Annotated in this window: 13 protein-coding genes and 1 pseudogene; 9 read left to right on the forward strand and 5 right to left on the reverse strand. The window is 70.5% G+C overall.

Annotated elements, in window-relative coordinates:
• Positions 1 to 89 precede the first annotated feature (89 nt).
• Both R2B38_RS49370 and R2B38_RS49375 read right to left on the reverse strand, forming a co-directional pair.
• Positions 90 to 1,301: an FAD-dependent monooxygenase gene (locus tag R2B38_RS49370; RefSeq protein WP_318022740.1), complete on the reverse strand. Its 1,212-nt coding sequence runs from the start codon at positions 1,299 to 1,301 to the stop codon at positions 90 to 92.
• A 127-nt stretch (positions 1,302 to 1,428) separates the two neighbouring features.
• Positions 1,429 to 2,124, reverse strand: coding sequence for a ribonuclease H (locus R2B38_RS49375; RefSeq protein ID WP_318022741.1), 696 nt, complete (start codon positions 2,122 to 2,124; stop codon positions 1,429 to 1,431).
• 118 nt (positions 2,125 to 2,242) lie between these two features.
• Between R2B38_RS49375 and R2B38_RS49380 the strand changes: the two genes are divergently transcribed.
• Both R2B38_RS49380 and R2B38_RS49385 read left to right on the forward strand, forming a co-directional pair.
• Positions 2,243 to 3,175 (forward strand): SDR family NAD(P)-dependent oxidoreductase, encoded by a 933-nt coding sequence (locus R2B38_RS49380; RefSeq protein WP_318022742.1) that lies wholly within the window; start codon positions 2,243 to 2,245, stop codon positions 3,173 to 3,175.
• Between the two features lie 17 nt (positions 3,176 to 3,192).
• The gene (locus tag R2B38_RS49385; protein WP_318022743.1) at positions 3,193 to 4,407 is read left to right on the forward strand and encodes a low temperature requirement protein A; all 1,215 of its coding nucleotides are present in this window, start codon (positions 3,193 to 3,195) and stop codon (positions 4,405 to 4,407) included.
• Positions 4,408 to 4,420: 13 nt separating this feature from the next.
• Here R2B38_RS49385 and R2B38_RS49390 read toward each other — a convergent pair whose 3' ends face one another.
• Positions 4,421 to 4,891 (reverse strand): nuclear transport factor 2 family protein, encoded by a 471-nt coding sequence (locus R2B38_RS49390; protein WP_318022744.1) that lies wholly within the window; start codon positions 4,889 to 4,891, stop codon positions 4,421 to 4,423.
• Between the two features lie 49 nt (positions 4,892 to 4,940).
• Between R2B38_RS49390 and R2B38_RS49395 the strand changes: the two genes are divergently transcribed.
• Positions 4,941 to 5,561 carry a TetR/AcrR family transcriptional regulator gene (locus R2B38_RS49395; protein ID WP_318022745.1) on the forward strand — a complete coding sequence of 207 codons (621 nt, stop codon included), beginning with the start codon at positions 4,941 to 4,943 and terminating at the stop codon, positions 5,559 to 5,561.
• Positions 5,562 to 5,574: 13 nt separating this feature from the next.
• Here R2B38_RS49395 and R2B38_RS49400 read toward each other — a convergent pair whose 3' ends face one another.
• On the reverse strand, positions 5,575 to 6,369 hold the full coding sequence (locus tag R2B38_RS49400; RefSeq protein WP_318022746.1) for a VOC family protein: 795 nt from the start codon (positions 6,367 to 6,369) through the stop codon (positions 5,575 to 5,577).
• Positions 6,370 to 6,490: 121 nt separating this feature from the next.
• Here R2B38_RS49400 and R2B38_RS49405 point away from each other — a divergent pair, with 121 nt between their 5' ends.
• From R2B38_RS49405 to R2B38_RS49420, 4 genes are all read left to right on the forward strand, one after another.
• Entirely contained in the window at positions 6,491 to 7,501 is a 1,011-nt protein-coding gene (locus R2B38_RS49405) for a zinc-binding alcohol dehydrogenase family protein (RefSeq protein WP_318023096.1), read from the forward strand.
• 338 nt (positions 7,502 to 7,839) lie between these two features.
• Entirely contained in the window at positions 7,840 to 9,282 is a 1,443-nt protein-coding gene (locus R2B38_RS49410; RefSeq protein ID WP_318022747.1) for a family 2B encapsulin nanocompartment shell protein, read from the forward strand.
• Between the two features lie 4 nt (positions 9,283 to 9,286).
• On the forward strand, positions 9,287 to 10,351 hold the full coding sequence (locus R2B38_RS49415; protein WP_318023097.1) for a family 2 encapsulin nanocompartment cargo protein terpene cyclase: 1,065 nt from the start codon (positions 9,287 to 9,289) through the stop codon (positions 10,349 to 10,351).
• Positions 10,352 to 10,385: 34 nt separating this feature from the next.
• Positions 10,386 to 11,261, forward strand: a complete 876-nt coding sequence (locus R2B38_RS49420; protein WP_318022748.1) for a geranyl diphosphate 2-C-methyltransferase — start codon at positions 10,386 to 10,388, stop codon at positions 11,259 to 11,261.
• A 79-nt stretch (positions 11,262 to 11,340) separates the two neighbouring features.
• Here R2B38_RS49420 and R2B38_RS49425 read toward each other — a convergent pair.
• Positions 11,341 to 12,021: pseudogene (locus tag R2B38_RS49425) on the reverse strand (STAS domain-containing protein); the annotation flags it as partial.
• Between R2B38_RS49425 and R2B38_RS49430 the strand changes: the two are divergent.
• Positions 11,924 to 12,598 (forward strand): response regulator transcription factor, encoded by a 675-nt coding sequence (locus R2B38_RS49430; protein WP_318022749.1) that lies wholly within the window; start codon positions 11,924 to 11,926, stop codon positions 12,596 to 12,598. The pseudogene R2B38_RS49425 and the gene R2B38_RS49430 overlap by 98 nt on opposite strands.
• Before the next feature lie 8 nt (positions 12,599 to 12,606).
• The gene (locus R2B38_RS49435) at positions 12,607 to 14,271 is read left to right on the forward strand and encodes an ATP-binding protein (RefSeq protein ID WP_318022750.1); all 1,665 of its coding nucleotides are present in this window, start codon (positions 12,607 to 12,609) and stop codon (positions 14,269 to 14,271) included.
• The last annotated feature ends 92 nt before the right edge of the window (positions 14,272 to 14,363 follow it).

Genomic DNA, 14,363 nt, shown 5'->3' on the forward strand with positions numbered 1-14,363 from the left:
TGAATGACTATTCACCCTAACTGGTGAATAGTCATTCACCCAACCTTCCCAGACCGCTCGCGGAAGCCGGACCGCTCCCGCAGGGTGCCCTACTTGCGCGAGGCGAGCGCCCGCGCGTGCACGGTCCGCGCGACCTTGGGCCCGAGCCACCGCTTGAACCGGCGCAGCGCCTCCAGCCGCCCGGCCGCCTTGTCGATGCCGTAGTAGACCTGCGGCGGGACGTACGGCAGCAGGGGCGAGTGGCGCTGGCCGAGCAGGGCGAACATCCGGTGCGGGGGCAGGTGGATGTAGCGCTGGAGGTTCTCGTACCACTGGGCGCTGTAGCGGGCCGCGCTCTGGATGGACAACAGGGCGGATCTACGGCGCTGTTCGTAGGCGCCGAGGGCCTGCGGCAGCTCGGTGTGGTCGCGCAGGGCGTCCGCGAGCGCGATGGCGTCCTCCAGGGCGAGGGTGGTACCGGCGCCGATGGAGTAGTGGGTGGTGTGGGCGGCGTCGCCGAGCAGGACGAGGTTGTCGCGGTGCCAGGTGCGGTTGGTCAGCGTGCGGAAGTTCAGCCACTGGGCACTGCCGTCGGCCGAGGCGCGGCCGATCAGGGAGTGGCCGTCGAGGAGGTCGGCGAAGAGCTTCTCCAGCAGGGCGAGTCCGTCGGCCTCGGCCGCGGTGTCGAGGCCCAGGCCGGTCCAGGTCTCGGGTGCGCACTCGATGACGCAGGTGCTGCCCTCGGGGCCGAACGCGTAGCCGTAGCACCAGATCCAGCCGTGGTCACTCTCCACGAAGGCGAAGGTGAAGGAGCCGAAGACCTTGCTGGTGCCGAGCCAGATGTACTGGTTGCGGCCGGGCTTGAGTTCGGCGCCGAAGTGGTCGGCGTGGCGGGTGCGCAGCGCGCTGTTGACGCCGTCGGCGGCCACGATCAGATCCGCGTCGGGCAGGTCGTCGGCGGTCACCTCGCACTCGAACTCCAGCCGCACGCCCAGGGATCGGGCCCGTTCGGCGAGGATCTTGAGGAGTCGATGGCGGCCGATGCCGTGGCCCTCGTCCCCGGGTTGAGTGGTCGTCAGGTCCCGGATGCGGGCGACGCCGTCGCTCCAGCGCACCGAGTGCTCGTCGACGGCCCGCGCGGACTCCGGGTCGCACTCCCGGAGTTGGTCGAGCAGGCCGCGCCAGTAGGTGACACCCCAGCCGTACGTCGAGCCCTCGGCGTTGCGCTCGTAGACGGTGATGTCGTGGGACGGGTCCTGACGCTTCAGCAGGATGGAGAGATACAGACCGGCGGGCCCGCCTCCGACACAGGCGACCTTCACGCGCACACCCCTGGGGATTACTCAAAGTGGTCAAGTGGAACCGCAGAGTAGCAGGCTGGAGACACAAGAAAGTCCCATCGGCCTCGGGACCCGAGGACCGATGGGACGCGTCGAGCAGGCGAAGGGCTTACGCCTCGGCCGTGGCGCACTCCAGGTGGCCCCAGCCCTTGGGGTTCTTGCTGATGGGGTCGCCCGCCGCGTAGGCGCGACCGCACAGGCAGCGGCCGGGGAACTTGGCCTTGATCGTGCGGGAGGCCGAACTCGCGCTCTTCCGGGCCGACTTGGCGCCGCCCGCGCGGGCGGGCTTCTTCGGGGTGTCGGGCGAGGGGGGCGGTGCCGGGGAGCCGAGGTCGCTGCCCGCGGGCTCCTGGACGATGGCCGCCTGGCTGGCCGCGCGGTCGGCGAAGTCGTTCAGCGGGTCGCCGTCGACCTGGTGGGCGGGGACGTAGCGGAACTCGACCGAGCGGCCGTCGAGGAGTTCGTCGATGCGGACGACCAACTCCTGGTTGGCGACGGGCTTTCCGCCGGAGGTCTTCCAGCCGTTGCGCTTCCAGCCGGGCAGCCAGGTGGTGACCGCCTTCATGGCGTACTGCGAGTCCATGCGGATCTCCAGCGGTACGTCCGGTGCGGTCGCCGTCAACAGGCGCTCCAGCGCGGTGAGTTCGGCGACGTTGTTGGTGGCCTTGCCGAGCGGTCCCGCCTCCCAGCGGGCCGGGCTCTCCTTGTCGTCCGAGACGACCCACGCCCAGGCGGCCGGCCCGGGATTCCCTTTCGAAGCCCCGTCGCACGCGGCCACCACACGTTCACGCATGCGCCCGATCATGCCATGGCCGCGCGAGGGGCTCGGCGTCGACCTCGGCGAGCGGGGCCTGTTCGAGAGGCGGCTTTCACGGCCACTGCTAATATACAGATGTCAATTAGTCCACCTTTTGGGGTTCCAGATGTTCAGTGCGGACACAACCGCCGCCGAAGTGATCGACGGCGTCGACCTGCACGGCCGCCGTGCCGTGGTGACCGGGGCCAGTTCCGGGATCGGGGTGGAGACGGCCCGGGCGCTCGCCGCGGCGGGTGCCGATGTCACCCTGGCCGTCCGGAACACCGACGCGGGTGCCCAGGTCGCCGAGCGCCTGGCGAAGGAACTGCCGCCCGGATCCGGGCAGTTGACGGTCGGGCGGCTCGACCTGGCCGACCGGTCGACGATCGCCGCGTTCGTGGCGGCCTGGCAGGGCCCGCTGCACATCCTGGTGAACAACGCCGGCGTGATGGCCACACCCGAACTGACCCGCACGCCCGAGGGCCGCGAATGGCAGTTCGGCGTCAACCACCTGGGCCACTTCGCCCTCACCACCGGCCTCCACGCGGCCCTCGCCGCCGCGAACGGCGCGCGGGTCGTGTCGGTGAGCTCCATCGGCCACCTCTTCTCCCCCGTCGTCTTCGACGACCTCGACTACCGCTTCCGCCCCTACGACCCCTGGACCTCCTACGGCCAGTCGAAGACCGCCAACGCCCTGTTCGCCGTCGGTGCCGCCGAGCGTTGGGCCGGCGACGGCATCACCGCGAACGCGCTGATGCCGGGCAACATCGCGGACACCTCCCTGGCCCGGCACATGGACATGGACCAGGTGGCCGCCTTCATCGCCTCGGGCGACCTCGCGCTGCCGCCGCAGAAGTCGGTGGAGCAGGGTGCCGCGACCTCGGTCCTGCTGGCCGCTTCACCGACCGTGCAGGGAGTAACCGGCGCCTATTTCGAGGACTGCGCCCGGTCCGAGCCGGTCACCGAGCGGGCCGGTGCAGTCGCCGGCGTCGCGCCGTACGCCCTCGACCGGGACAACGCGGCCCGCCTGTGGACCGTGTCCGAAGATCTCGTCCGCTAGCCCTCTACGCTGCGCGCATGACCTCGCGACAAGAGCAATGGGCCCGGGTGCGCCACCACTTGTGGCGGCCCCCGCGCCCCCATGGCGAGCAGCCGCGCGAGCGGGTGGTCGGACCGCTGGAACTCTTCTACGACCTCGTCGTGGTCGTACTGGTCGCGCAGGCCGCCCACCATCTGTCCGGGGAGCTCGACTGGCGCGGACTGGGCCTGTTCGCCGCGGTGTTCGCGCTGGTGTGGATCGCCTGGCTGAACGGCAGCCTGCACCACGAACTGCACGGGCACGAGGACGCCCGCGGCCGGAGCATGTTCCTGCTGCAGATCCTCGTGCTCGTCCCGCTGGGCGCGTTCATCCCCGGGGCGGGCGACGAGCGCGGTGCCGCGTTCGCCGTCGACGCGGGGGTGCTGTTCGCGGTCCTGGCACTGCTGTGGCTGCTCGCCTCGCGCAGCGACACCCCCGAGTTCCGGCGCCCCAGCATGCTGTACGTGACGGGGACGGCGGCCTGCGCTGTCGTGCTGGCGGCGAGCGCGGCCCTGCCCGCGGACGCCCGCGTGCTGACGTGGGGCGCGCTGGCCGTCGTCTACCTGGCGGGGTTCGTGCTCGTGATCGGGAGGGCCATCCCGGAACAGGTGGTCGCGCTCAGCGTGACCGACGCGCTCACCGAACGGTTCGGCCTGTTCATCATCATCGTGCTCGGCGAGAACGTGACCGGGGTGGTCGACGGACTGGCCCACGAGCCGACCAACGCGCTCACCCTTGCCGTAGGACTGGTGGCCGTCGTCGTCGGATTCGGCGCGTGGTGGACCTACTTCGACTTCGCCGGACACCGGCTGCCACGGCCCACGCGCGCGTGCGCCCTGCAGTGGATGGTGGTCCACCTGCCGATCACGGCCGCGGTGGCCGCCATGGGCGCCGCGATGGTCGGTCTCGTCGAGCACGCCCACGACAGCCGGACCCCCGCGGCGACGGCCTGGGTGCTCTGCGGGGGCGCTGCCGTCGTCCTCTGCGCCACGATGGCGCTCGCGGCCTCCACGCGCGCGTGGAGCGAGAACCTCGGGCTCTACCGCCCCCTGGCCCGCACCTGCGTCACCATGGCCGTCCTGTGCGTGGGCGTCGGCGCCCTGCGCCCGGCACCCCTCGTCCTCGGCCTGGCGCTCGTCCTGCTCTTCGGCATCCCCTGGGGAGTCGCCGTGGCCAACCGCGTGGCCAACTACGAGGAAGAACCGGCCACTTGACCGCACACCGGTGTCACGGCGTCGAGGGGCGCGTCTCGGTCCAGTCGACCATCAGCCGGCGTTCGGCGAAGTACCAGTCGCCGTCCAGTTTGGTGAACTCGTCGAGGTAGCGGATGGAGGCGATCATCAGCGTGCGCCGCCCGGAGTCGTCGACCCCGATGTGATGGGCGATGCAGTAGCTCTCGCCCGTCGCCCGGTCGTCGCCGTCCAGGGTGACGGTGCTCTGGCCGTTGAAGTGGGTGGTCGCCCGGTAGGTGTTGAGGTTGTCGAAGACCGGGGCGAGGGACTCGCGCCCGTGCAGGGTCTGCGTCGGCTCGGCGGCCATGGCGTCCATGAACACCAGGAAGCGGGTGTCCTCGGTGAACAGGCTCATCTGCCCCTTGGCGTCGCGCCGGTCCGCGCAGTGCGCGTAGGCGTCGATCAGCTCGCGGATGGCCAGCCGGTCGGCGGCTTCCCGGGGCGAGATCTCGGTGTGCGAGGTCATGACCGTTCCTTTCGCCGCACTATTTGACATGTGTATAAAATCACTCGGCATGGCAGAGTGCAACGAGAACCCCCGGGAGGGCAGAGCACTGAGCGATCGGATCGATCCGCGCATCACCCGTACGACGCGGGCCTTCGAGGAAGCCATCGTGGAGCTGGCCGGCCGGCGGCCCGTCTCGCAGATCACGATCGGGGAGCTGGCCGACCGCGCCGGGGTCACCCGCGCCACGTTCTACAACCGCTACAGCTCCCCGCTGGACCTGCTCATCCAGGTGCTCCGCGCCGACCTGGACCGCGGCCACCTGCTGGAGGCCGAGCGCCGCGCACAGGGCGACCCGGCCCCCAAGCTGCTGCGCCTGGCCACGGCGGAGGTGGCCGACCACGTCGAGCGGTACCTGCCGATATACCGGCACGCCCTCGACGACCCGGCGGACAGCGGTGTGTACGAGGCGCTCGTGCGCCACTTCAGCGACTACACGCTGGCCCTCATGGCCGACGGCCACCACTCGGGACTCCCCGAGGCCAACCGTCACGTGATCGCGCAGTTCATGGCGCGCGGCTTCGCCGGAGCCATCAGGGCATGGCTCGACGACCCCTCCGTCACGAAGGAGGACCTCGTCGACGCGGCCGTGGCCTGCGCTCCCGCCTGGTGGGCGGCCGACGGGAGCTGACGCACGGCCTCGGCTAGACGTCCGTGCTCGTGGGCATCTCGCCCTTGGTCGTCGTCACGTCGATCACCGTGAACGAGGCGCCCTGCGGATCGCTCAGGGCCGCGAACCGCCCGAAGGGGCTGTCCATGGGGCCGAAGCGGACGATGCCGCCGAGCTCGGTGGCCTTGGCGACGGCCTCGTCGCAGTTCGGCACGGTGAAATACACGTTGACGTACGACGGCACCTCGGGCGGGAACTCGTCGCCCATCTGCATCCGGCCCAGCACCGGCTGATCGCCGAGGCCGTAGATCCGGTAGTCCATGTCACCGCCGTCCATCTGCTTCTGCGCGTACGGGAAGACCGCCGCGAAGAACGCGTCCGCCTTCGCGGGCTCGCGGGTGAAGACCTCGGCCCAGGCGTAGGCGCCGGGTACACCCACGGCCTCGAAGCCCTCGTGGACGTCGCCCTGCCACACGCCGAAGACGGCGCCGCTGGGCTCACTGGCCAGGCACATCGTGCCGAAGTCGCCGACCTTCATCGGCTCCATCAGCACCTGCCCGCCGTTCTCCCGGATCTTCGCCGCGGTGGCCGCCGCGTCCGGTGACGCGAGGTACAGGCACCACTGCGACTGCCCCTCCGCTCCGGGCATCGGCGGTACGACGGCCGCGACCGCCTTGTCGTCGACGAAGGCCTGCGTGTAGTTGCCGTACTCCGACGACGCGTCGCCGAAGGTCCAGCCGAGGACCTCGCCGTAGAAGCGCTTGGCCCCCTCCACGTCGCTGAACATCGCGTCGGCCCAACAGGGGGTTCCCTCAGGTTGTACGGCCATGATCGCGGCCCTCTCCGATAGGTCGGGTTGTCCGAATTCTCACGCTAGTCACCCGGGGAGCGAGGCGCGCGCCGAACGTCGCGTTCCGTTCCACACTGGACGCATGGCGGATGCGAGGACGATGCGCGCGTGGGCCGTGACCGAGCCGGGGCCCGTCGAGGAGGGCGGTCTCCGGTTGGTGGAGAAGCCGGTGCCGGTACCTGGGGATCACGAACTGCTCGTCCACGTGCGCGCGTGCGGGGTGTGCCGCACCGATCTGCATGTCACCGAGGGCGATCTGCCGGTGCACCGCCCGGGGGTGACGCCGGGGCACGAGGTCGTCGGGGAAGTGGCGGGGTTCGGGACCGGGGTGAGCGGCTTCGCGCTCGGTGACCGGGTGGGCGTCGCGTGGCTGCGGCACACCGACGGCACCTGCGCGTACTGCCTGCGCGGGGCCGAGAACCTGTGCCCGAACTCCCAGTACACCGGCTGGGACGCCGACGGCGGCTACGCAGAGTACACGACCGTACCGGCCGCGTTCGCCCACCGACTCCCGCCCGGCCTCGACGACGTGGCGCTGGCCCCGCTGCTGTGCGCCGGGATCATCGGCTACCGCGCGCTGCGCCGGGCTTCCCTGCCGCCGGGCGGCCGCCTCGGTCTCTACGGCTTCGGGGGCAGCGCCCATCTGTGCGCCCAGGTGGCGCTCGCGGAGGGAGCCACCGTGCATGTGCTGACCCGGGGCAGGGCGGCGCGGCGGCTCGCGCTGGAGCTGGGGGCGGCCTCGGCGCGCGACGCGTACGAGGCTCCGCCGGAACCGTTGGACAGCGCGATCCTGTTCGCGCCGGTCGGTGATCTCGTGCCGGTGGCGCTGCGCGCGCTCGACCGGGGCGGTGTCCTCGCGGTCGCGGGCATCCACCTCAGCGACACACCGCCCCTGGACTACGAGCACGAGCTGTTCTACGAGAAGGAGTTGCGCAGCGTCACCTCCAACACCCGTGAGGATGCGAGGGAGTTCCTCGACCTGGCCGCCCGGCACGACGTACGCGCGACCACGCACACCTATCCGCTCTCGCGGGCCGCGGACGCGCTGACGGATCTGAAGGCGGGCCGCTTCGACGGGGCGGCGGTGCTGGTGAACGACCTCAACGGGTAGGCAGCGCACGGGGTTTCGCGCATGGATGACCTCAATGGGCGGTCGGCGCACGGGGTTTCACGGGCGGACGACCTCAAAGAGCGTGCGGCGGGTGGGGTTCCTCGCGGGTGGGCCGCCCCAACGGGCATGCAGCGCACGGAACTTCGCACAGCCGAGGCGTTCCCGCGCCCCGCGCGCCGGGGCACGGGACGGATCTCTTCCTCTCCCCGCCTCGATCGGGGGTTTACGCCCTCCGGGGCGTGAACCCGCCCCCCGCGCGCGGTTACCGGTCCTGGGCAGGACTGTTTGGCTTGTACACCGACGACGCGCTCACCCCTGTTCACCTCCCGGGAGGGAATGTGTCCACTCCGGAAAGCGCCCACGGATCCGCCACCGACGAACCCGACCCCGCGACAACCGGCAACGGCCAACTCACCAGTCTCAGCACCCTGGCGGCACGTCAGCTCGCCACGACCACCAAGTCCGAACCGCAGATGCAGGCCATCACCTCACGATGGCTGCTGAAGATGCTGCCCTGGGTGGACGTGCGGGGCGGTGCCTACCGGGTCAACCGTCGGCTCCAGCTCAGTGTCGGCCGCGGCCGCGTGCGGTTCGAACAGAACGGCGCCGACGACATCAAGGTCATCCCCGAGACACTCACCGAACTGCCCGTGCTGCGCGGATACCCCGATACGGAGGTCCTGCGGGAGATCGCGGGCCGCTTCCGGGTCCGGGAGGTGCGGGCCGGCCAGATCCTCTTCGAGGCCGGACAGCCCGTCACCGAGGCCTACTTGGTCGCGCACGGCCGCTTCACCCGCTTCACCGCCGGCAAGTACGACGAGGAGGAGATCCTCGGTGTCGTCACCGACGGCGACCAGATGGGGGACGAGGCGATAGGGCAGTCCGACCCCCTGTGGCTGAGTTCCGTGCGGGCCGAGACCGCGGGCGTCCTGCTCGTCCTGCCGTGGGACGTCGTGGCCGAATTCACCGACCGCGTACCGTCGTTGGCCACGCACCTGCAGGCGTACGCCGAGCGGCAGCGCCTGCCGATGAACCGCAAGGGCGAGGCCGACGTCCCGATCCAGGCCGGCCATGTCGGCGAGCCGACGCTGCCCGGCGGGTTCGTCGACTACGAACTCTCCCCGCGCGAATACGAGTTGTCGCTCACCCAGACCGTACTGCGAGTGCACACCAGGGTCGCCGACCTCTACAACGACCCGATGGACCAGACCCAGCAGCAACTCCGGCTCACCATCGAGGAGATCCGCGAGCGCCAGGAGTGGGAGCTGGTCAACAACCGGGAGTTCGGGCTGCTGCACAGCGTCGACTACACCCAGCGCATCAGCACCTTCACCGGCCCGCCGACCCCGGACGACCTCGACGAACTCCTCGCGATGCGGCGCAAGACGCGGCTCTTCCTCGCCCATCCGAAGGCGATCTCGGCCTTCTTCCGGCAGTGCAACCGGCGCGGTCTGGTGCCCGGCACGGTGAACGTCGAGGGGCACGAGATCCCGGCCTGGCGGGGTGTCCCGTTCTTCCCGTGCGGCAAGATCCCGATCACCCCGCAGCACACCAGCAGCATCATCGCGCTGCGCACCGGCGAGGCCGACCAGGGTGTCGTCGGGCTGTTCCAGACCGGTATCCCCGAGGAGTTCCAGCCCGGTCTGAACGTGCGCTTCATGGGCATCGACTCGGCCGCGATCATCCGCTACCTCGTCACCGCGTACTACTCGATGGCCATCCTGGTCCCCGACGCGGCCGGGATCCTCGAGAACGTCCAGATCGGCCGGACCGCCGAATGACGGCCTGGAGTACTCCATGACCACATCTCTTTCGCTGCCCGGTCCGCCGAACCTGGCCGGCGCCGTACGGGCCCGGCGCACCGGCGCGGTCCCCGGACTCAAGTACCAGCCGGTGGCCCCCGCCGACCCAGAGAAGGCGGCGGAGATCGACCGCAGACTGGAGGCCTGGGCCCGCGAGCTCGATCTGTTCCCGGCCGCGTGGGACGGGGACTTCGCCGGGTTCCAGTTCGGCCGGGCCGTGGTGCTCCAGCACCCGGGGGCGCTCGACCTCGAACGGCTCACCGTCGCGGGCAAGTTGCTGCTCGCCGAGAACATCGTCGACAACTGCTACTGCGAGGAGGACGAGGGCAAGGGCGGCTCGCACCGCGGCCTGGGCGGACGGCTGATCTTCGGGCAGTCGGCGCTCGACCCGTTCCACTCCACCCCCGAGTACGAGGAGGAGTGGCGGCACGGCGTCCAGGCGGACGGCCCGCGGCGCTCGTACCACTTCGCCCTCAAGGACTACGCCCTCCTCGCCACCCCCAGCCAGACGGACCGGTTCGTGCACGACATCGCCCGGCTCCACCTCGGCTATCTCGCCGAGGCCGCCTGGGCCGAGACCCGGTACAAGCCACGCGTCTGGGAGTACCTGGTGATGCGGCAGTTCAACAACTTCCGCCCCTGTCTGTCGATCGTGGACGCGATCGACGGCTACGAACTGCCCGAACCGGTCTACGCCCGGCCCGAGATCCAGCGGGTGACTGCCCTGGCCTGCAACGCCACCACGATCGTCAACGACCTCTACTCCTTCACCAAGGAACTGTCCGAACCCGACCACCTCAACCTGCCGCAAGTCGTCGCCGCCAACGACCGGTGCGGCCTGAAGGCGGCCTACCTGAAGTCGGTCGAGATCCACAACCGGATCATGGACGCCTTCGAGGGGGAGTCCGCGGCCCTGTCCGCCGCGTCGCCCCTCGTCGAGCGCTACACCCAGGGCCTGGCCGCCTGGGTGGCCGGCAACCACGAGTGGCACGCGACCAACAGCCACCGGTACCACCTGCCCAACTACTGGTATCAGAACGGCCCCTGACCTCTCGTCAGACGTACGACGCTAGGAGTCACCGTTGACCACTGCCGACGCCGGCCCCACCACAGCCCCGGTGCCGACCCAGTCCACGTACCAGAACCGTGTCGCGGACTACTGGAACGCCGAAGAGAACCCGGTCAACCTCCACCTCGGACAGATCGACGACCTGTACCACCACCACTACGGGATCGGCGGGGCCGACGAGTCCGTGCTCGACGAGCCCGACCCCGTACGGCGCCGTGAGCGGCTGACCGCCGAACTGCACCGCCTGGAACACGCGCAGGCCGACCTCCTCGCCTCGCACCTGGGCCAACTCACCCCGGACGACCGGGTGTTCGACGCGGGCTGCGGGCGCGGCGGCGGCAGTGTCGTGGCCCATCTACGGTACGGCTGCCGGGCCGACGGGGTCACGATCTCCGCCAAGCAGGCCGAGTTCGCCAACGCGCAGGCACGCAAGCGGGGCATCGACGGCAAGGTGCGCCATCACCACCGGAACATGCTCGACACCGGCTTCCCGACAGGTGAGTTCGCCGCGTCCTGGAACAACGAGTCCACGATGTACGTGGAGTTGGACCTGCTGTTCGCCGAGCACGCCCGGCTGCTGCGCCGGGGCGGACGCTATGTGGTGATCACCGGCTGCTACAACGACACGTACGGCCGGGCCTCGCGCGAGGTGTCCCTGATCAACGCCCACTACATCTGCGACATCCACCCCAGGTCGGAGTACTTCCGGGCGATGGCCCGCAACCGCCTGGTGCCCGTCCACGTGCAGGACCTCACCGAGGACACGATCCCCTACTGGGCGCTGCGCAAGCAGGCCGACCATCTGGTGACGGGGATCGAGGACACCTTCCTGGACGCCTACCGCAACGGAAGTTTCCAGTATCTGCTGATCGCGGCCGACCGGGTCTGAGACCGGGTCCGAGTCTCAGCGCCCGGCGATCCGGGAGGCCGGGCGCCGGGTCCAGCAGGTCCAGCGTGCCGTGCGCCCGCAACAGGCGCACGGTCCGCGGGGCACACACCACGGCGAAGCCCGCCTCGGACTCCCGCACCCGGCGGCGGAAGCGCAGCACCAGGTTGAGCCCGGTGGAGTCGATGAACGTGGTGCGGCGCAGATCGACGACGTAGGCGGGCGCGCGCAGCGCCACCACCGAGTCCAGCCACTCGCGCAGCGGAGTCGCGGTCGCGAGGTCGACATCCCCGTGCAGGTCGACGACCAGCAGGCCGTCCCGCGCGCCCAGCAGGGCGTGTTCACCGGGTGCGGGCCAGGCCGGGGTGGGCACCGGCTCCAGGCCGTTCTCGTACAGCAGGGCGTTCTCGGGCAACAGGCCGTTCTCGTGCAAGGTGTTCCGTCCCCGTTCCGTGCCTTCCGCGCGCGGGCGCGCGATCCGGCGCGGGTCCGTGCGGCGGCTTCGACATCCCCGCACCGCACGAGCCCGCGCCGGAACTCCCCCCGAGCGGCTCCCCCTTGAACCGTGGGTACCAACTGTTCTACCTTCGCCACATGGTCGGGGCATCAACGCCCGCTCATCAGCGACACAACGAGCGGGCCGCAGTTGGGCCAGGTGATCCGGAATGCGTCCGCACCTCGCCCTGATCGAGGACGAACCCGATTTCGCACTGATGTGCCGTTCCTGTCTGGAACGCGAGGGATTCACCGTCACCTGGGCCATGGACGCCCGCGCCGGCAAGTCCGTCCTCTACGAGAGCCGCGTCGATCTCGCCGTCCTCGACCTGGGCCTGCCGGACGGCAGCGGCCTGGAACTCCTGCGCGCACTGCGGTCCACCAGCCGCCTCCCGGTCATCGTCGTCACCGGCCGGGGCGCGGAGGCCGATCGCGTGGCGGGACTGGAGATCGGCGCCGACGACTACCTGGTCAAGCCGTTCTCCCAACGGGAGTTGGTGGCCCGTATCCGAGCCGTACTGCGCAGATCACAGCCACCGGAGGTCCCGGCGGTACTGCAGATCGGCTCGCTGCGCATCGACACGGCGGCCCGCCAGGCGTCCGCCGACGGCGTCTTCCTGACGCTACGACCCAAGGAGTACGCCCTGTTGGAGATGCTCGGCGAGGCACCCGGCCGGGTGTTCTCGACTGAGCAGGTGCTGGAACGGATCTGGGGCGCGTCCTGGCAGCAGCCCGCGACCGTGATCGAGCACGTGTACCGCCTGCGCGGCAAGCTCGCGGCACTCCCCACGCCCGCACCCCGGATCACCACGGTCCGCGGCTACGGCTACCGCCTCGACCCCTGAGAGCCGCCATGCCGCCCCTCGCCACCCCGGACTTCCGGCTCCTCTTCGACGCGGCGCTGTCCCCGCTGCTGGTGCTCAGCCCCGACTTCACGATCGTCGAAGTCAACCGCGCATACCTCGCCGCCACCCGTACGAGCCGCACGATTGTCGGGCAGCGCGTCTTCGACGTCTTCCCCGACAACCCGGAGGACCCGTCGGCGGACGGAGTCGCCAATCTGCGCCGCTCGCTGGAGTCGGTGGTGTCGACGGGCCGCAAGGACACGATGGCCCTTCAGCGCTACGACATCCCCGGCGGCGAGGAGGGCACCTTCGACGAGCGGTACTGGAGTCCCGTCAACTCCCCCGTCCTGGACGCCGACGGACGCGTCACGCACATCATCCACCGGGTCGAGGACGTCACGGACTTCGTCCACCTGCGCCGGGTCGGCCGCGAGCAGGAACGCGCTGCGGCCGAGGCGCAGATGCGGGCGGAGGGCATGGAGATCGACCTGTTCGTCCGGGCCCGGGAGATCCGCGAGGTCAACGAGCAGCTGAGCCGAGCCAACGCCGAACTGGACGCTGCCGGACGGCACTTGAGGGAGGAGCAGCGGGCCAAGGACCGCTTCATCGCCACGCTCTCGCACGAGCTGCGCAACCCGCTCGCCGCCGCGACGGCAGCCGTGGAACTGCTCGCGCTGGATCTGCCGGAGGGCGGTCATCCCGCACTGTCCGTCCTGGAACGGCAGTTGGGCACGCTGGTGCGGATGAGCAACGATCTCCTGGACGGGACACGGGCGTTGACCGGCCGCCTGGAGCTGGTGCCCGAGCGGGTCGACGTGCGGTCCGTGGTCGAGAGCGCGTGCGCCGACATCCGGAGCCTGTTCGGACACGAGGAGCGCACCCTCCAACTCACCTTGCCGAACACACCTGTCGAGGTCGACGGGGACCGCCTGCGGCTGGCGCAGGTGCTGACGAACCTGCTGTCCAACGCGCTCAAGTACACCCCGCCCGGCGGCCGTACGGAGGTCCACGTCACGGCAGCGGAGGGACAGGCACGGCTCACCGTGCGGGACGACGGCATAGGTTTCCAACCCGCCCAGGCCGAGGACCTGTTCGGCGTGTTCACGCGGGCGGCACCGGCTGGCCCCAACACGCCCGAGGGCCTCGGTCTGGGGCTCGCGGTCGCCCGCACGGTGGTCGACCTGCACGACGGCCGGATCAGCGCGCACAGCGAAGGCCCCGGCAAGGGGGCGGAGTTCACGGTGCTCCTGCCGCTGGCCGACGCATCGACCCCGGAGCCGCTACGACCATCCGCGCCCCCGCGTGCCCGGCGCCAAATGGCCATCCTGATCGTGGAGGACAACACCGACCTGGCCGCGACCTACCGCACCCTCCTGGAGCGCCAGGGCCACCACGTCACCGCCGTCCACACCGGCGCCGACGCGCTCACCGCGACCGAGTCCGACGTCTTCGACGTGGTCCTGTGCGACCTGGGCCTGCCCGACACCGACGGCTACACGGTGGCCCGTACGGTACGCGCCCGCCCGCACGGCACCCGGCCGCGTCTGATCGCGGTCTCCGGGTTCAGTCAGGGCACCGACCGCTCGCTGTCCCGGGCGGCCGGCTTCGACGCCCATCTCGCGAAGCCGCTCCCGCTGACCGATCTGCTGGAGTTTCTGGAGAGTACCGAGTAGTCGGGCGCGGTAGTTGGTCGGGCGTCTTCCTCCCGCCGCTCGGCTGTGCTTGCCTGAGGGGCCGTTTTCCGGTGCCCGGGGCGGGAGTTGGC

It is taken from the genome of Streptomyces sp. N50, from assembly GCF_033335955.1.
Lineage (GTDB): Bacteria > Actinomycetota > Actinomycetes > Streptomycetales > Streptomycetaceae > Streptomyces.

Excerpts from the sequence above, each read along its gene's own strand:
- R2B38_RS49375 (WP_318022741.1), bottom strand. The coding sequence starts at position 2,124 with ATGATCGGGCGCATGCGTGAACGTGTGGTGGCCGCGTGCGACGGGGCT.
- R2B38_RS49380 (WP_318022742.1), top strand. The coding sequence starts at position 2,243 with ATGTTCAGTGCGGACACAACCGCCGCCGAAGTGATCGACGGCGTCGAC.
- R2B38_RS49385 (WP_318022743.1), top strand. The coding sequence starts at position 3,193 with ATGACCTCGCGACAAGAGCAATGGGCCCGGGTGCGCCACCACTTGTGG.
- R2B38_RS49390 (WP_318022744.1), bottom strand. The coding sequence starts at position 4,891 with ATGACCTCGCACACCGAGATCTCGCCCCGGGAAGCCGCCGACCGGCTG.
- R2B38_RS49395 (WP_318022745.1), top strand. The coding sequence starts at position 4,941 with ATGGCAGAGTGCAACGAGAACCCCCGGGAGGGCAGAGCACTGAGCGAT.
- R2B38_RS49400 (WP_318022746.1), bottom strand. The coding sequence starts at position 6,369 with ATGGCCGTACAACCTGAGGGAACCCCCTGTTGGGCCGACGCGATGTTC.
- R2B38_RS49405 (WP_318023096.1), top strand. The coding sequence starts at position 6,491 with ATGCGCGCGTGGGCCGTGACCGAGCCGGGGCCCGTCGAGGAGGGCGGT.
- R2B38_RS49430 (WP_318022749.1), top strand. The coding sequence starts at position 11,924 with ATGCGTCCGCACCTCGCCCTGATCGAGGACGAACCCGATTTCGCACTG.
- R2B38_RS49435 (WP_318022750.1), top strand. The coding sequence starts at position 12,607 with ATGCCGCCCCTCGCCACCCCGGACTTCCGGCTCCTCTTCGACGCGGCG.